Source organism: Sphingomonas japonica, assembly GCF_006346325.1.
GTDB lineage: Bacteria > Pseudomonadota > Alphaproteobacteria > Sphingomonadales > Sphingomonadaceae > Sphingomonas > Sphingomonas japonica.
Map to the genome: position 1 here is coordinate 1,791,398 of NZ_VDYR01000001.1, position 17,069 is coordinate 1,808,466.

Below are 17,069 nucleotides of genomic sequence, written 5' to 3' on the forward strand. Positions count from 1 at the left end.
CCCCGGCCATGCGGCGGGGCGTTGCGAGCTTACAGACCGGCGACGAATTCCTTGTACGTATCCTCGTCCATCAGGCCTTCTAGCTCGGACGGATGCGTCAGGCGGATCTTGAAGAACCAGCCGGCGCCTTCGGGATCGCTGTTGGCCAGGCTGGGATCCTCGGCGAGCGCCTCGTTGCCCTCGACGACCGTCCCGGAGACCGGCGAATAGACATCGGATGCCGCCTTGACCGATTCGACCACGGCCGCCTCGTCGCCCTTGGCAAAGGTACGGCCCTGCTCGGGCACCTCGACGAACACGACGTCGCCGAGCTGGCTTTGCGCATAGTCGGTGATGCCGACGGTCGCGCCGTCGCCATCGACCTCGATCCATTCATGGTCCTGCGTGAAATGACGGCTCATTGGACAGCTCCCTTGCGAACGTAACGATGGGGGACGAACGGCATCGCCGTGACCTGGGCGGAATGCGTCTTGCCGCGCTGCGTCAGCAGCACGCGCGTGCCGATGGCGGCGGAAGCGGCCGGGACATAGGCCATCGCAATCGGGCCGCCGACGCTGGGTGCGAAGCCGCCGGACGTGACGCGCCCGACTTCGCTGCCGTCGGCATCGATGACGATCGCGCCTTCGCGCACCGGCTGGCGTCCCTCGACGATCAGGCCGACGCGCTTCATCGGCGCGCCCGCGGCGTGCTCGGCAAGGATGCGTTCCGCCCCCGGAAACTTGCCCTCCTCACGCCGCCGCTTCGACAACGCGAAGCCGAGATCGGCGGCGACCGGCGTGGTATCTTCGTCCAGATCGTGCCCATAGAGCGGCAGGCCTGCCTCCAGCCGCAGCGAATCGCGCGCGCCAAGCCCGATCGGCTTGACCTCCGGATCGGCGCACAGCGCCTCGGCGAACCCTTCGGCGGCATCGGACGGCAGCGAGATTTCGAACCCGTCCTCGCCGGTATAGCCTGACCGGCTGATCCATAGCGCATGGCCCTGCCAGTCGAATGCGCCTGCCGTCATGAAGACCAGCGCGGCGACGCCCGGCACCAGCCGCTCGAGCGCCGTCACCGCTTCTGGCCCCTGCAGCGCCAGCAACGCGCGCTCGTCCAGGTGATTGATGGTGATGCCGTCGTCGAGATGCTCGCGCAGATGGCCGAGATCGTCCCATTTGGTCGCGCCGTTGACCACCATGTACAGCTCGGCGCCGTCGAACGGGTGCGCCTCCGGCAGCCGCGTCACCATCAGGTCGTCGAGGATACCGCCTTCCTGCGACAACAGCAGCGAATAGCGCAGCCGCCCCGGCTTGAGCGCCTGGATATCACCGGGCAGCAGCGTCTCCAGCGCCTGGTCGACGCCCGCGCCGGCAAAGCTCAGCTGGCCCATATGGCTGACGTCGAACAGTCCTGCATGCTCGCGCGTCCAAAGATGCTCGGCCATGATGCCTTCGTACTGGATCGGCATTTCGTACCCGGCGAATTCCACCATGCGGCCGCCCCGCGCGCGGTGCCAGGCGTCCAGCGGCAGCTGCTCGACCGGCGGGGTTTCTGCGGTGGGATGTTCGTGGACGGTCGCGTCGCTCACAATCGGTCTCCGGCATCGAGGGATCGGCAACCAGGATCGGCGCCGCTGCACCGCCCTTGTCCACCGCCCCCTCTGTCACGGAACCTGAGAGCTTTGACCCGGTTCCCCGGGCTTACCCCTTCGGTGGCCGCGGCCCGTCTGGCCGAAGCGCTTTCCAGAGTGTCGTGGCGCGCGCGGTCCGGTTGCCTGAGAGATTCCGGGGCGGTTGCTCCTTCGGCGGCCGCACTGTCCCTTCGGGACCGCGACGCTCTCCCGCGCATGCCATGGCCGGTTGCCCGGCCGCGACGCGATTGCAGTGTCGCGCCCGCCGCGGCGAGTCAATCGGGAAGTTAGCGCGTCGCGTTATACTTGAGCTGATCGGCGGTGAGCTGAAATCCGACGATCGTCTCGAACGTGGAATTGAGCACCTGCGCGCGAATTTCGGGATCGGCCAGCGGATCGACCGCGGCATCCTCGTCGCCGGGGCGGCGGCGCCGCGTCAGCCGTTCGCGTACCGCCTCGGGCAGCGTCGCCGCGGCGGTGTTGACGCTCGACGTGACCTGGCCCGAGGTCTGCGCCCGCCCCTCGCCCGCGGCGAACTGGACGGCGACATTGCCGACGCGCTTGGCAGTGACCTGCGATCCGCCGCGCAGCACCGCGACATAATAGGGCAAGGTCACCGAGCGGGCAGCGTCGGTGCGGGTGCGCCGGGCGAGCACGTCGAACGTCACCGTCGTGACGATCTCGGTCGGCCCCTCGGCACATGTCGACCGCACGTTGGTCAGCGTCGCGGTGACGTCGATCGCGCTGGCATCGCGGCTGGTGACGGGATCGAATAGCGTGATGTCGCCGGTCTGCGCCGCCACCGCCACCGACGGACAGGCCGACCGCACGGCGGAAATGCCGCCGGTGACGAGCTCGCCGCGGCGCGAGCAGCCCCCGACCAGTGCCAGGACGAGGATCGGGACGGCGAGCTTGCGGAACATCACGGGCGAACACACCTATCGCAAAGGGGACCGGGAACGCCCGGTGAAAGCGCGCCTTCATAGGAAGCGGCTTTCGCGCACGCAAGCAATCGCGTAGAGCCGCCGACATGCTGCAAGGAACGACCAAGCCGATGCCCAAGCCGCTGATCGAGCTTTTGATCGCCGCGCCGCGCGGCTTTTGCGCAGGTGTCGATCGCGCGATCCAGATCGTCGAGCTGGCGATCCAGCGCTATGGCGCACCGGTCTATGTCCGGCACGAGATCGTCCACAACAAATATGTCGTCGATACGCTCAAGGCGCAGGGCGCGATCTTCGTCGACGAGCTCGACGAAGTGCCCGACGACGTGCCGGTAGTGTTCTCGGCGCACGGTGTGCCCAAGGCAGTTCCCGCCAAGGCTGCCGAGCGCGGGCTTTCCTATCTGGATGCCACCTGCCCATTGGTGTCGAAGGTGCATCGCCAGGCCGAGCGACTGGTCGCCGCCAATCACCACATTCTGTTCATCGGCCATGCCGGCCATCCCGAAGTGATCGGCACGTTCGGGCAGGTTCCCGAAGGCACGATGACCTTGCTCGAAACGGTCGAGGATGCCGAGGCTTTCGCTACCGACCAGCCCGACAATCTCGCATTCCTTACCCAGACCACGCTGTCGGTCGATGACACCGCCGCGGTGCTTGCGGTGCTCAACCGGCGCTTTCCCAGCATCGTCGCGCCCAAGGCCGACGACATCTGCTACGCGACGTCAAACCGCCAGGCCGCGGTCAAGGCGATCGCGCATGCCTGCGATCTCGTGCTGGTGATCGGTGCCCCCAATTCGTCGAACTCGTTGCGGCTGGTCGAAGTCGCCGAGCGCGAGGGCACCAGCGCGAAGCTGATCCAGCGCGCCGCCGAACTCGACTTTTCGTGGCTCGACGGCGTCGGCACGCTCGGCATCACTGCCGGTGCGTCGGCGCCTGAAATCCTGGTCCGCGAAGTCGTCGATCGTATCGCCAGCCACTTCGACGTGGTCGAGCGCGAGGTCGAGACAACCCGCGAGACGATCGCATTCAAGCTGCCCAAGGGGCTCGAGGCGGCGTGAACGCGCGGCCAAAGACTGCACCCGGTCACTGACGTGGCCGTCTACACCCACGTCTCCGCCGAAGCGCTCGGCGGCTTCCTCGCGCGGTTCGATGTCGGCGAGCTCGTCTCCGCCAAGGGCATCGCCGAGGGAGTCGAGAATTCCAACTATCTGGTCGATACCACGCGCGGCCGCTACATCCTGACGCTCTATGAAAAGCGCGTTTCGGCCGACGACCTCCCGTTCTTCATGGCGTTGCTCGACCATCTCGATGGCAAGGGGCTGGCAGTGCCGCCGGCCATTCCAGACCGCGACGGCCGCGAGATCCACGAACTCGAAGGGCGCCCCGCCTGCCTCATCAAGTTCCTCCCCGGCGTGTCGCTGTCGCACCCCAGCCCGGCACAAGCGCTGGCCGCGGGCGAGGCGATGGGGCGGATGCACCGCGCCGTCGCCGACTTTCCCGCAACGCGCGCCAATTCGATGGGCCAGCCGAGCTGGGCAGCGCTGCATGCACGATGCGGACGCAGCCTCGATGACATCGCGCCGGGGCTGCACGACGATCTCGATCTCGCGCTTGCCGGCCTTTCCGCGACCTGGCCTGCATCGCTCGACACCTGCGCGATCCACGCCGACCTGTTTCCCGACAATGTGCTGATGCGCGGCGACGCGGTCAGCGGGCTGATCGACTTCTACTTCGCCTGTACCGACATCCGCCTCTACGATCTGGCGGTGATGCACGCCGCCTGGTCGTTCGACGCGACCGGGCGCGACCACGATGCCGCGGTCGGCGAGGCGCTGATCGCGGGCTATTCGCGGCACTTCGCAATGAGCGACGCAGAGCGCGCGGCGTTTGCCACGCTGGCGGTCGGAGCGTGCGTCCGGTTCACGCTGTCGCGGGCATGGGACTGGCTCAACACCCCTGCCGACGCTTTGGTGACGCGCAAGGATCCGCTGGCGTTCTGGAGGCGCGCCGCCGTCTATGATCCCGCACTCGTCCAGCGCTGCGCGACGCTGCGATGAGCGAACTGCCGCATGTCGAGATCGCCACCGACGGCGCGTGCAAGGGCAACCCCGGGCGCGGCGGCTGGGGAGCACTCATTCGTTATGGCACGACCGAAAAGGAGATGTCGGGCGGCGAGGCGCACACCACCAACAACCGCATGGAGTTGATGGCGGCGATCGAGGGGCTGAACGCGCTTACCCGCCCCTGCCGCGTCACGCTCTCGACCGACAGCCGCTATGTGATGGACGGCCTGACCAAATGGATCCACGGCTGGCAGAAGAACGGTTGGAAGACCGCCGACCGCAAGCCGGTCAAGAATGCCGAGCTGTGGCAGGCGTTGCTGGCGGCCGCGAAACCGCACCGGGTCGAATGGAAATGGGTCAAGGGCCATGCCGGCCACCCCGACAACGAGCGCGCCGACCGGCTGGCAAGCGACGCAGCGCTGGCGCAGCGCTGAAGCTTCAGGTCAGCTCGCTCGACACCTTCCACTTGTCGACCCCGCCCTCGGTCGCGAAGCGGTCGATCTCGGCCAGTTCCGCGTCGGTGAAGTCGAGCCGCTTCACCGCGTCGAGCGAATCGTCGAGCTGCTCGACCGTCCGCGCACCCACCAGCGCCGACGTGACCCGGGGGTCGCGCAGCACCCACGCGATCGCCATCTGTGCCAGCGTCTGCCCGCGCGCTTCGGCGATAGCGTTCAGCGCGCGCAGCCGCTCGATATTGGCGTCGCTGAGCATGTCGTCGCTCATCGACACGCCGCGCTTCAACCGCGAATCGCCGGGCACGCCGCCCAGATACTTCGAGGTCAGCATTCCCTGCGCCAGCGGCGAGAACGCAATGCAGCCGACGCCGAGGTCGCCCAGCGTGCCCAGCAGTTCGTCCTCAATCCAGCGGTTGAGCATCGAATAGCTCGGCTGATGGATCAGCAGCGGCACCTTGTGCTCGGCCAGGATCGCCTGAGCCTTGCGGGTGAGTTCGGGCGAGTGCGACGAGATGCCGACATACAGCGCCTTGCCCTGCGCGTGCAGCTGCGCAAGCGCGCCCATCGTCTCTTCCAGCGGCGTGTCGGGATCGACGCGATGCGAATAGAAGATGTCGACATAATCGACCCCCATCCGCTTGAGGCTCTGGTCGCAGCTGGCGATCAGGTATTTCCTCGAGCCGCCGACATCGCCGTACGGCCCCGGCCACATGTCCCACCCGGCCTTGGTCGAGATCACCAGCTCGTCGCGGTGGCCGGCAAAGTCCTTGGCAAGGACGCGCCCGAAATTCTCTTCCGCCGAGCCGTAGGGCGGGCCATAATTGTTGGCGAGGTCGAAATGGGTGACGCCCCGATCGAACGCGCGGCGCAGGATCGCGCGCCCCGTCTCGAACACGTCGGCGCCGCCGAAATTCTGCCATAGTCCCAGCGAGATCGCCGGCAGCACCAGCCCCGACCGTCCGGTGCGGCGGTACGGCATGCGACCGTCGTAGCGGGCGGGATCGGCGGTGTAAGGCAGTGCGTAGGGCATGGGCTCTCGCTTATTCGACCGTGACGGATTTCGCCAGATTGCGCGGCTGATCGACGTCGGTCCCTTTTGCCACCGCCACGTGATAGGCCAGCAGCTGCACAGGCACCGCATAGACGATCGGCGCGATCAAAGGGTGCACGGCAGGCATCTCGATCGTCGCGACGGCATCGTCGCCCGCCGCCGCCAGCCCTTGTGCGTCGGAGATCAGCACGACCTGGGCACCGCGCGCCTGCGCTTCGTGCATATTCGACACGGTCTTGTCGAACAGCGGCCCCGACGGAGCGATCACGATCAGGGGGACATGCTCGTCGATCAGCGCTATCGGGCCGTGCTTCATCTCGCCCGAGGCATAGCCCTCGGCATGGATGTAGCTGATTTCCTTGAGCTTGAGCGCACCTTCCAGCGCCAGCGGATAGTCCGGCCCGCGCCCCAGATAGAGGACGTCGCGCGCGCTCGCGATCGTTCCGGCCATCGCCTCGATCTCGGCGTCGTGCGCCAGCGCGGCGTTGATCGCGGCGGGCACTTCGGTGAGGTGGCGTACGATATCTCGCTCCTCGTCGGGATCGAGCCTGCCCTTGGCGCGCGCCAGATTCACCGCGAGCGCCGCCATCACCGCCAGCTGGCAAGTGAACGCCTTGGTCGAGGCGACGCCGATCTCCGGCCCGGCATGGGTCGGCATCAGCAAGTCGACCTCGCGCGCCATCGAACTGGTCGGAACGTTGATGATCCCGGCGGTCGTCACCCCGCTGGCCTTCATGTGGCGCAGCGCCGCAAGCGTGTCGGCGGTCTCGCCCGACTGGCTGACAACGACGCCGAGCGTGTTCGCCAGCAGCACCGGATCGCGATAGCGGAACTCCGACGCGAAATCGACTTCGACGGGCAAGCGGGCAAAGCGCTCGATCCAGTATTTGCCGATCATTCCGACATAATAGGCGGTGCCGCAGGCGACGATCGTGACCCGCTCGACCGATGACAGGTCGAACTCCATGTCGGGCAGCGCCACCTTTTCCTCAAGCGGACGCAGGTACGACCGCAGCGTCTGCGCCACCACTACCGGCTGCTCGTAGATCTCCTTGAGCATGAAGTGGCGATGATTGCCCTTGTCGATCAGCGCGCCGGTGACGCCGCTGATCGTGATTGGGCGGTGGGCCGGCTGGTTGTCCTTGTCGAAGACCTGCGCGCCCTCGCGGGTGATGACCACCCAGTCGCCTTCCTCGAGATAGGCGATGCGCTGCGTCAGTGGCGCGAGCGCCAGCGCGTCGGACCCCAGATAGGTTTCGCCCTCGCCATAGCCGACCACCAGCGGCGAACCCAATCGCGCGCCGATGAGGAGGTCGGGATGCTGGCGGAATAGGATCGCCAGCGCGAACGCGCCGTGCAGACGCGGCAGGATTTCAGCAACCGCGTCGGCCGGGGCCATCCCCGCTTCCACCTTTTCGGAGATCAGATGCGCGACGACCTCGCTGTCGGTCTGGCTGTCGAAATGGCGGCCGCGCGCCACCAGTTCCTCGCGCAGCGGCTTAAAATTCTCGATGATGCCATTGTGGACCAGCGCGACTTCGCGCGTGGCGTGCGGATGCGCGTTCACGGTGTTGGGCGCGCCGTGCGTGGCCCAGCGGGTATGGGCAATGCCGATCCGCCCGGGCAGCGGTTCATCGCGCAGTTCGCGCACCAGATTGGCAAGCTTGCCCTCCGCGCGCCGCCGTTCGAGCGCGGCGTCGTGGATGGTGCAGACGCCCGCCGAATCATAGCCGCGATATTCGAGGCGCTTTAGCCCGTCGACCAGTTGATCGACCACATCGCCCTTGCCGACGATTCCGACGATTCCACACATCTATTTCGCGCCCTTTCTGGCCGTCATGCTCGTCCGGAACCGCGCCGCCCAGCCCGGACGCGCCTGCTGCGTGCCACGCGCCACGACCAGGGCATCGGCCTCGACGTCGCGCACCACCACCGATCCGGCGCCGACGATCGCGCCCGCACCGATCGCCACCGGGGCGACCAGCGCGCTGTTCGACCCGACGAACGCACCCGCGCCGATCGACGTCCGGTATTTGAAGAAGCCGTCATAATTGCAGGTGATCGTCCCGGCGCCGATATTCGCCGCCGCGCCGACATCGGCATCGCCGATATAGCTCAGATGGTTGACCTTTGCCCCTGCGCCGAGCACGGCCTTCTTCACCTCGACGAAATTGCCGACCTTCGCCTTCGCACCCAGCACCGCGCCTGGGCGCAGCCGGGCATAGGGGCCGACCTCCGCACCGTCGCCGATCGCCGCGCCCTCGATATGGCTGAATGCGCGGATCGTCGCGCCGTCGCCGACCGTGACGCCGGCACCGAACCACACATCGGGCTCGATCGTCACGTCGCGCCCGATCCGGGTGTCGTGCGCGAACCAGACCGTCTCCGGCGCGATCAATGAAGCGCCCTCGTCCATCGCGCGCGCGCGCCTCGCCGTCTGCCAGCGGCCCTCGGCATAGGCGAGGTCGGCGCGGCTGTTGATGCCAATCACTTCGTCGGGGTCGGTCTCGACCACCACCGCGCCGTCGCCGTCGGCCAGCGCCAGCATGACGATGTCGGGCAGATAATATTCGCCCGCGGCATTGGCGTTGCCGACCCGGTCGAGCAACGGCCACAGGTCGGCGGCGCGTACCGCGGTCACGCCCGAATTGCACAGCCGCACCGCGCGCTCGGCGGCATCGGCGTCCTTGTATTCGACCATGCGTGCGATGCGGTCGCCGCCGTCGAGGACGATTCGGCCATAGGCCTTGGCATCGTCCGGAATGAAGCCGAGCACCGCCACCCTGGGCGCATCGGGCGCGCCCAGCCGGGCGACCAGCCGCGCTATGGTCGCGGCCGACAGAAACGGCGTGTCGCCAAAGCAGACCAGCACGATCCCATCGAAGTCGGCAAGCGCCGCGTTCGCCATCCGCGCGGCGTGCGCCGTGCCGAGTTGCTCGGCCTGGACGGCGATGTCGGCACGCCCCTCGACCGCGCGTTCGACCTGCGCGCGTTCGGCGCCGACCACCACCACCTGGCGCGTCGCTCCGGCCTGGGTGAGGCTGTCGAGCAGGTGCAGCAGCATCGGCTTGCCCGCGATCGGGTGGAGCACCTTGTGCAGGTCGGACTTCATCCGCGTTCCCTTGCCCGCGGCAAGGACGATCGCGGCGATCGGCGTGGTCATAAAGGCCCTCCTGCGCGTGCCCCTGCCATGCGCGCGGCAGCGAATCCAGCCGCTTCGCTCAGATCGGGGTGTAGCCCTTGCGCCACTTGGTCCACAAATGCCGCGCCAGCATCGCAGGCGGCATGCGCAGCAAGTGGCCGCGCAGATAGAAGGCAAGCTCGCTGCCCTTGCGCCGCTGCACGCCCCAGCCGTCGCGCCCGGTCAGGCGGCGCACGAACAGGCGATCGACGGGACTGAGCGTCGCCCCCGGTCCGTACATCGCATCGACAAGCCGGATCGCCCTTGCCATCGCGCTTTGCAGGCCGTGCTGGTTCGCACGCGCCATCAGCGCTTCGCGAAAGCCGTTCGCGGCAAATTCGCACAGCAGGCAGTGAATGTCCCACAGATTGCGGATACCGCCCGACAGGTCGCCGTCCGCGAACAGATGCGCCGCGGCGTGGCACAGCATGTCCCGGCGGTTGAGGATGCGCAGCCCGCCGTCCAGTTCCTCGCTATCGGCGATCAACGCGGCGGCATCGGGCGTGATCCGCGCGGTCAGCGGCAGGATCGTGTGGTGGACGTCGATCATGCGGTCGCGCTCGACATGGATCAGCGGCGGCAGTTCGTGCATCCAACGGCGGTAATAGGCGTCGTCATAGGGATCGGGCTTGACCCATTCCCATCCGGCCGCGAGCAGAGCCGCCTCGACCGAGGCGATCCGGTCGCGCGGAACCAGGATGTCGAGATCGCCGATCGATCGCCCGACCCCGGCCGAAAGTCCGGCAGCGACGAATGCCGTGCCCTTGAGCAGCACCACTGGCACCCCCAGTGGCGCAAGTGCGCGGCGCGCCATCTCGGCCTCCCATAGCGCCGCGATCCGCCCTTGCTCGGCCGAAGCCCGCGCGTCGGCGAGGATGCGGGACACCGCATCCGGCATCGCCAGGCCGCCGAGCCGATGCGCAAGGCTGCCGATGATCTGCTCCGCCCGCGCCGCGCCGATCAGTGCGGTCCAGCCGGCAGCGTCGAGCGATGCCGTCCGCGCCGGATCGCGCAGGACATCGACCAGCAGCGCCGCGCTCACGCCGCCGCCTCCCACGCCCGCTCGACCATCGCGACCGCGGTTTCCGTATCGGGATAGTCGATCGCGCGCGCCGGGATATTCGTCACCAACCGCGTCAACGCGTCGAAGCCGCGTTCGCCTAGCGCGACATAGTTGGTCGATGCCTGGGTCAGCCGCACGAACGTCTCGCTCGGCAACACGCCGCGTTCCTCGGCGACGAAACCGAAGCTTGGGAACAGGATGACCGCCGCTCGCGCAGGTTCGCCCATCGCCGCGATCGCGCGGGCATCGGGGACCAGGTGGCGAATGTCGCCCTTCGGCGTCGCCGCCTGGAGCGGACCGAAGCGCGCCTCCGGCAACGCCGCCTCGATCACGCCGATCGCTGCATTCTTGAGGCTGACGAGCCGGGGGAAGCCGTGGATCAGCCCCGTCTGGGGATCGAGCAGCGCGAATTCATCGCCCATCAGCCGCCAGCCGCGCGCCATCAGCAGCGCGGCGAGCGTCGATTTGCCCGCGCCCGACACCCCCGTCATCACCACGCAGCGCCCGTCGCGCTCGACGCAAGATGCGTGCAGCAGCAGATAGCGGCGCTGCGCCAGCGCCATCTGCAGGTTCATTCCCATTTCCGCCGCAAGCAGCCCCAGCCGCAGCGGCAGCGGCGCAGCGTCGGGGAGGATATAGTCGCCGCCGATCATCACGCTCGGCCGCACGAAGCGCCGCCACGGCCGCGCCGCGAACAGTCGCACGCTGAAATCGGGAATGCCGTCCTCGGGCTCGGGATAGTCGCGGTAGAGGTCGGCAAGCGTCGTGATCGGTTCGCGCCAGTCGCTACCGACGCGAAACCCGACCGGGCCGATGCGAAGCGAAAAGACGTGCCTCAACAGCGCTCGACCAAGCCGCTGGCCGCCAGTTCGTCAAGCCGCGCCTGCAGACCGCCGCGATCGGCATCGACCAGGTCGAAGCGCTCGCCCAGCGCGGCCAGCAGCGCGTCGAGGCTCAGCGGTTCGGCGAGACAATCGAGGATTTCGGGCACCGGCGACGCCACCAGATGGGTCTGGCCGGAGGCACGGTGGTAGATCGCCGCCATCGCATCGAGGTCGCTACGGCGCAGGGTCGCGGGCGCGGCGCTGCGATAGACGATCATTGCCGCGGCTCAGCCGCGCGGCATCTGCAGCGAAGCGAAGCAGGTAAAGCCGCTGGTGCCCGACTGGAGCCTGCGGATATAGTTGGTATAGGCGCGGCTCTGTTCGCCGGTGGTGCCGGGCAGCTGCCCGCCATTGAGCGCCCGCTTGATGTCCTCGCCCTTGAACGGCGTCGGTGATGCCGGGAATGCGCCCGGCGTGCCAGGCGCGACCAGCGATCCGTCGGCGGCGACATGACTGCCGGCGCGGCCGGGATCGGGCACCTGGATCTGGCACGTCGCCAGCGACACCTGCGTCTGCGCGAGCGCCGGTCGGATCGACACGATCGCCGATGCGCCGACCGCGCCGATCATCAGCGCGCGGCGGCCAGGCTGGGGCACATCATTGGCAGGATCGGGCGTGGGCTTAGTCATGTTGCCCTATGTCCTGCCACATCAGGCGTTAGGCAATGGTGAATCGGGGTTAATCGCGCGGCGCTCCTCTCGCAATCGTCCCGAAATCGGATAAGGCTTGCGGCCATGTGGGAAGGAATCGGCATTCGTCCGCTGGTGGCGATCGCGGTCGCCGCGATCGGCATCGTCGCGGGCGCACTGCTCGGCGCGCCGATCGAGGCGGTGGCGTTGGCGCTGGTCGCCGCGATAGCCGGCATCCTGATCGCGCTCGGCACAACCCCGGTGCGCGGCCGCGCCAGCCCGCCCGCGCCGCCCGTGACGGCGGTCGGGATCGAGGAAGTGCTCGATGCCATGGTCGAACCGGTGCTGATCGTCTCCGCCAATCGCGTCCGCTTCGCCAACCCGGCGGCGCAGGCGCTGCTCGGCGGGCATATTCTGGGCGAGGACGTGCGCATGGCGATCCGCCACCCGGCCGCCGCCGAACGGCTGACCAGCCCGATTGAACCGCACCACGACCATGCCGTGCATCTGGTCGGACTTGGCGCGCGCGAGCAACGCTGGGAAATGCATGTCCGCGCCGCGGCGGACGGGCAGCGCATCGTCCATCTGATCGACCGGACCGGCAGCTATGCCACCGACCGCATCCGCGTCGATTTCGTCGCCAATGCCAGCCACGAGCTTCGCACCCCGCTCGCCTCGATCCTGGGCTTCGTCGAGACGCTGCGCGACGAGGCCGGCGACGAGCCCGCGATCCGCGATCGGTTCCTAAAGGTCATGTTCGACGAAGCGTCGCGGATGCGGCGGCTGGTCGACGACCTGATGTCGCTGTCGCGCATCGAGGCGGAAAAATATCGCGCGCCCGATCGCTCGGTCGATCTGGAAGCCCTGGTCGAGGAAGTGCGCAGCGAGATCGTATCGACGCACAATGGCCGCGCCAGCGACCTTATCGTCGAGATCGGGGAGCTTCCCCCCGTCACCGGCGATCGCGCACAGCTGTCGCAACTGCTCCACAACGTCGTCGGCAACGCCATGAAATACGGACGGCCGGGGACGCCTGTGACGCTGGCGGTGCGCTACGAAGCCGGGCCGATGGTGCGGATCACGGTCAGTGACGAGGGTGAAGGGATCGCGCCCGAACATCTGCCGCGGCTGACCGAGCGGTTCTATCGTGTCGATTCGGGACGCAGCCGTGCGATGGGAGGCACTGGCCTCGGCCTCGCGATCGTCAAGCACATCGTCGAGCGGCATCGCGGGCGCTTCGATATCGCCAGCACGCCCGGGGTCGGATCGACGGTGACGATCCTGCTGCCGCGAGAGGCGCTGTCATCAAAGCGTAACGTCCTTGCAACACAGGCGGCGGTGGACGGGTGATAGCCCGCGGCGGTGTTTGACAGACCGAAGCAGTTCGGCCGAACGGCAGGGACGATTTCATGACGATGCGATTCGGGTTCGTGGCGCTGGCGGCGTTCACGCTTGCCAGCTGCGGCGGCGGCAGCGGCGCGGCGCGCGACCAGATCAAGATCGTCGGGTCGTCGACGGTCTATCCCTTCACCACCAAGGTCGCCGAGCAGTTCGTCAACAAGAACCCCAATCTCAAGGCGCCGGTGATCGAATCGGTCGGCAGCGGCGCGGGTATCCAGCTGTTCTGCGCAGGCGTCGGGCCGCAGCACCCCGATATCGCCAACGCATCGCGCCGAATGAAGCCGTCCGAATTCGACCTGTGCGCGCGCAACGGCGTGCAGGGCATTCTGGAAATCCAGGTCGGCTCGGACGGCGTCGTGCTGGCGGAAGCCACCAACGGCCCCAAGCTGTCGCTGAGCGATCGCGACCTGTACCTTGCGCTAGCCGCCAATCCGCGCGGTCGGCCCAATGCCGCGCGCGCCTGGTCGGACGTCAATCCGGCGCTGCCGAACATTCCAATCCAGGTGCTCGGCCCGCCTTCGACCAGCGGCACGCGCGACGCGTTCGTCGAACTGGTGATGGTGCCGGGCTGTAAGGAGGTCGATCCGCAGGCCGAGGCGCTCGAGGAAAGCGATCCCGACGCCTTTGCCGCGCGGTGTCAGGAAATCCGTTCGGACCAGGCCTATGTCGACAAGGGCGAGAACGACAACCTGATCGTCCAGGGGCTGTCGACCAATCCCAATGCGATCGGCATCTTCGGCTATTCCTACCTCGAAGAGAATGGCAGCCGACTGCGCGGCATCCCGCTCGACGGCATTACGCCGACCTATGAGACGATCTCGAACAGAACCTATCCCGGCGCGCGCCCGCTGTTCATCTATGTCAAGAAACAGCATCTTCGCCCCGTTCCCGGCATGCAGACCTTTCTTGCCGAATATCAATCGTCCTGGGCACCCGGCGGGTCGCTGGCGCGGATCGGCATGATCGCCGCGTCGGCGCAGGAACGCGCGAAATCGGCGCGGACGATCGCGCAGGGCATCGACCTCACCAAGGCAGAGCTCGAATGATCCCTGCCCCTGACGTCATTCCCTACTTCGACAGCATCGCGACCGCATCGTGAACCCGTATGCGCTGCTGTTCATCATCGTCGGCCTCGGCCTGATCGGCTGGCTGATGGCACGTGCGCGCGCCTCGCGCTTCAGTCCGGGAAAGGCGCGGCGGCTGCATTCGCTGCCCAGCCAGCATGGCTGGTATGTCGCCGCCTGGACCGCATTGCCGGCCTTGCTGTTCGTGGCGATCTGGTCGAGCGTCAGTCCCGGGCTGATCGCCGATCAGGTGCTGCAGCATCCGCTCGCCGCCCAATTGCCCGCCTTCGGGTTCGAGCGTGCCTCGATTCTCGACGAGGCCCGGCGGGTCGCCGCGAACCCCGAATATGGCGCGTTCAATCCGCTCGCCGAGACGCTGGCGCCGATCTACGGCGCCGCCGCAGCGCGCTATGCCTGGATCGGCTCGGCGCTGGCGTTGCTGCTGGCATTCGCCGGCGGTGCGTTCGCCTTCCTGCGCATTCGTCCCGATTTCCGTGCGCGCACCCAGGTCGAGCGCACGGTGATGCTGATCCTGCTGGTCGCGTCGCTGATCGCGATCCTCACCACACTCGGCATCTTCGCGTCGCTGCTGTTCGAAAGCGCCCGCTTCTTCGGCCAGGTTCCGATCAGCGATTTCCTGTTCGGCACCAACTGGAATCCGCAGGTGATCAGCGCCTCCGATCCAGGCGCGACGCTGGGGGCGGTGCCGCTGTTCTGGGGCACCTTCTTCATCGGCGCGGTGATCGCGATGATCGTCGCGATTCCGTTCGGGCTGATGAGCGCGATCTATCTCACCCAATATGCGCGCCCCGTCGTGCGCCGCTGGATGAAACCCATCCTCGAGATCCTCGCGGGTGTCCCCACGGTGGTCTACGGCTATTTCGCCGCGCTGACTGTTGCACCGGCGATCCGCGACCTCGCGGTCAGCCTGGGGTTCACTTATGCCAGCTCGGAAAGCGCGCTCGCCGCTGGCCTCGTGATGGGGGTGATGATCATCCCGTTCGTGTCGTCGATGGCCGATGATTCGATCGCCGCGGTCCCGACCGCGATGCGCGACGGATCGCTGGCGATGGGTGCGACCACCAGCGAAACGATCAAGAAGGTGCTGCTTCCCGCCGCGCTGCCCGGCGTCGTAGCGGGCATCCTGCTCGCGGTCAGCCGCGCGATTGGCGAAACGATGATCGTGGTGATGGCAGCATCGGGCGCAGCCACGATCACGCTCAACCCCTTCGAAAGCGCGACCACCGTCACCAAGCAGATCGTCGACCTGCTGACCGGCGAGACCGCGTTCGACAGCCCCAAGACGCTGGCCGCGTTCGCGCTCGGGCTGACCCTGTTCGTCATCACGTTCCTGCTCAACATCGTCGCCTTGAGCGTCGTCAAACGATATCGCGAAGCCTATGACTGACAGTGCGCACCCCGCGAGCATCGTCTCCACCGTGCCGGCAGGCAGCCACGAACCGGCGCAGCGCACGCCGACCGACTGGAAGACCGGGTCGATGCAGACGCGCATCCAGCGGCGTTACGCCGCGGAACGGCGCTTCCGCTGGCTGGGCCTTTCGGCGGTCGTGGTGTCGGCCGGGTTCCTGGTGTTCCTGCTCATCACGATGGCATCCAACGGCGCCGCCGGCTTTCTGCGCAGCAATGTCGCGCTGCCAGTCGATTTCGCCAATGCCGGGCTGGAAGTGACGCCGGCACAGCTGAACAGCGCCGGTGCCGACCTGGCGCTGGCGTCGGCGGGGATCGAGGATGCCACCGCCAACGCCGCTACCGCCGCCTATGGCCCGGCGGGAATCGACTATATCGCCGAGACGGCATGGCTGCACGTGCGCGACGCGCTCAAGGACGACCCGTCGCTGCTCGGAAAGCGCGCAGTTGTCGAGGTGCCGGCTTCGGCGATGATCGACGTCGCGTCGCGCGGACAGGGCGAACCCGAAGCCGAAGCCGCGGTGGCCCGGCTGCAAGCGGCGGGGGCGCTGTCGCGCGGCTTCAACAGTGCTTTTCTGACCGGCGCCGATGCGACCGATCCGAGCGCGGTGGGCATCTGGGGCGCACTCAAAGGCTCGCTGCTGACGATGCTGATCACGCTGATCCTGGCGTTTCCGATCGGCACCTTGTCGGCGCTCTATCTCGAGGAATATGCACCCAAGAACCGGTTCACCGACCTGATCGAGGTGTCGATCAACAATCTCGCCGCGGTGCCTTCGATCATCTTCGGCCTGCTCGGGCTCGCGGTATTCCTCAACTTCATGCAGTTGCCGCGATCGGCCCCGATCGTCGGGGGGCTGACGCTGGCGCTGATGATCATGCCGGTGATCGTCATTGCCGGTCGCAACGCGATAAAGTCCGTGCCGCCCTCGATCCGCGACGCCGCGCTGGGCATCGGTGCCAGCCGGGTTCAGGTGGTGTTCCATCATGTCCTGCCGCTCGCGCTGCCCGGCATCCTGACCGGCACGATCATCGGCATGGCCCGCGCGCTGGGGGAGACCGCGCCGCTGTTGATGATCGGCATGCGGGCGTTCATCGCTACCCCGCCCGAGGGCATCAACGATCCCGCCACGGTGCTGCCGGTGCAGATCTTCCTGTGGTCCGACCAGGTCAGTCAAGGCTTCGTCGAAAAGACCAGCGCGGCGATCATCGTGCTGCTGGTGTTCCTCCTCGCGATGAATGCACTCGCCATCTATCTCCGCAACCGATTCGAGACCCGCTGGTAATGAACGATACTCCG

17 protein-coding genes and 1 riboswitch are annotated in these 17,069 nt (G+C 67.4%); of the genes, 7 read left to right on the plus strand and 10 right to left on the minus strand.

Annotation, left to right across the window (positions count from 1 at the left end; genetic code table 11):
- Positions 1–29 precede the first annotated feature (29 nt).
- From gcvH to FHY50_RS08830, 3 genes are all read right to left on the minus strand, one after another.
- Entirely contained in the window at positions 30–401 is a 372-nt protein-coding gene (gcvH, locus tag FHY50_RS08820; RefSeq protein WP_140048095.1) for a glycine cleavage system protein GcvH, read from the minus strand.
- Entirely contained in the window at positions 398–1,567 is a 1,170-nt protein-coding gene (gene gcvT / locus FHY50_RS08825) for a glycine cleavage system aminomethyltransferase GcvT (RefSeq protein ID WP_140048096.1), read from the minus strand. Before gcvT ends, gcvH begins: the two co-directional genes overlap by 4 nt.
- 164 nt (positions 1,568–1,731) lie before the next feature.
- Positions 1,732–1,832, minus strand: a riboswitch (glycine riboswitch).
- A gap of 64 nt (positions 1,833–1,896) precedes the next feature.
- The gene (locus FHY50_RS08830; protein ID WP_140048097.1) at positions 1,897–2,532 is read right to left on the minus strand and encodes a hypothetical protein; all 636 of its coding nucleotides are present in this window, start codon (positions 2,530–2,532) and stop codon (positions 1,897–1,899) included.
- Positions 2,533–2,639: 107 nt separating this feature from the next.
- On the opposite strand from FHY50_RS08830, the gene ispH reads away from it, so the two are divergent.
- From ispH to rnhA, 3 genes are read left to right on the plus strand one after another with little or no spacing between them, the layout of a single operon-like run.
- Positions 2,640–3,608: a 4-hydroxy-3-methylbut-2-enyl diphosphate reductase gene (ispH, locus tag FHY50_RS08835; protein ID WP_140048098.1), complete on the plus strand. Its 969-nt coding sequence runs from the start codon at positions 2,640–2,642 to the stop codon at positions 3,606–3,608.
- A 33-nt stretch (positions 3,609–3,641) separates the two neighbouring features.
- Complete coding sequence (thrB, locus tag FHY50_RS08840) at positions 3,642–4,607, plus strand: homoserine kinase (protein ID WP_140048099.1); 966 nt, start codon at positions 3,642–3,644, stop codon at positions 4,605–4,607.
- A complete protein-coding gene (rnhA, locus tag FHY50_RS08845) occupies positions 4,604–5,047 on the plus strand; it encodes a ribonuclease HI (RefSeq protein ID WP_140048100.1) in 444 nt (147 codons plus the stop codon). The genes thrB and rnhA overlap by 4 nt, the downstream gene beginning before the upstream one ends.
- A 4-nt stretch (positions 5,048–5,051) precedes the next feature.
- Here the strand turns inward: rnhA and mgrA are convergent, their stop codons facing one another.
- Genes mgrA through FHY50_RS08880 form a run of 7 tightly spaced genes read right to left on the minus strand, consistent with a single transcriptional unit; the run spans position 5,052 to position 11,876 of the window.
- The gene (mgrA, locus tag FHY50_RS08850; RefSeq protein WP_140048101.1) at positions 5,052–6,098 is read right to left on the minus strand and encodes an L-glyceraldehyde 3-phosphate reductase; all 1,047 of its coding nucleotides are present in this window, start codon (positions 6,096–6,098) and stop codon (positions 5,052–5,054) included.
- Between the two features lie 10 nt (positions 6,099–6,108).
- Entirely contained in the window at positions 6,109–7,932 is a 1,824-nt protein-coding gene (gene glmS / locus FHY50_RS08855) for a glutamine--fructose-6-phosphate transaminase (isomerizing) (protein ID WP_140048102.1), read from the minus strand.
- Complete coding sequence (gene glmU / locus FHY50_RS08860) at positions 7,933–9,282, minus strand: bifunctional UDP-N-acetylglucosamine diphosphorylase/glucosamine-1-phosphate N-acetyltransferase GlmU (RefSeq protein ID WP_140048103.1); 1,350 nt, start codon at positions 9,280–9,282, stop codon at positions 7,933–7,935.
- 58 nt (positions 9,283–9,340) lie between these two features.
- Complete coding sequence (locus FHY50_RS08865; RefSeq protein ID WP_140048104.1) at positions 9,341–10,342, minus strand: nucleotidyltransferase domain-containing protein; 1,002 nt, start codon at positions 10,340–10,342, stop codon at positions 9,341–9,343.
- The gene (locus tag FHY50_RS08870; protein ID WP_140048105.1) at positions 10,339–11,202 is read right to left on the minus strand and encodes an HprK-related kinase A; all 864 of its coding nucleotides are present in this window, start codon (positions 11,200–11,202) and stop codon (positions 10,339–10,341) included. The genes FHY50_RS08865 and FHY50_RS08870 overlap by 4 nt, the downstream gene beginning before the upstream one ends.
- Positions 11,199–11,465, minus strand: a complete 267-nt coding sequence (locus FHY50_RS08875; RefSeq protein WP_140048106.1) for an HPr-rel-A system PqqD family peptide chaperone — start codon at positions 11,463–11,465, stop codon at positions 11,199–11,201. Before FHY50_RS08875 ends, FHY50_RS08870 begins: the two co-directional genes overlap by 4 nt.
- A gap of 9 nt (positions 11,466–11,474) precedes the next feature.
- Complete coding sequence (locus FHY50_RS08880; RefSeq protein ID WP_140048107.1) at positions 11,475–11,876, minus strand: hypothetical protein; 402 nt, start codon at positions 11,874–11,876, stop codon at positions 11,475–11,477.
- Positions 11,877–11,981: 105 nt separating this feature from the next.
- Here FHY50_RS08880 and FHY50_RS08885 point away from each other — a divergent pair, with 105 nt between their 5' ends.
- The 4 genes from FHY50_RS08885 to pstA all read left to right on the plus strand — a co-directional run bounded on the left by FHY50_RS08885 (position 11,982) and on the right by pstA (position 17,055).
- Positions 11,982–13,226, plus strand: coding sequence for an ATP-binding protein (locus FHY50_RS08885; protein WP_140048108.1), 1,245 nt, complete (start codon positions 11,982–11,984; stop codon positions 13,224–13,226).
- Positions 13,227–13,285: 59 nt separating this feature from the next.
- Positions 13,286–14,323 (plus strand): substrate-binding domain-containing protein, encoded by a 1,038-nt coding sequence (locus FHY50_RS08890; protein ID WP_140048109.1) that lies wholly within the window; start codon positions 13,286–13,288, stop codon positions 14,321–14,323.
- Between the two features lie 49 nt (positions 14,324–14,372).
- Complete coding sequence (gene pstC / locus FHY50_RS08895; protein ID WP_140048110.1) at positions 14,373–15,749, plus strand: phosphate ABC transporter permease subunit PstC; 1,377 nt, start codon at positions 14,373–14,375, stop codon at positions 15,747–15,749.
- Positions 15,750–15,840: 91 nt separating this feature from the next.
- Positions 15,841–17,055: a phosphate ABC transporter permease PstA gene (gene pstA, locus FHY50_RS08900; protein WP_140231111.1), complete on the plus strand. Its 1,215-nt coding sequence runs from the start codon at positions 15,841–15,843 to the stop codon at positions 17,053–17,055.
- The last annotated feature ends 14 nt before the right edge of the window (positions 17,056–17,069 follow it).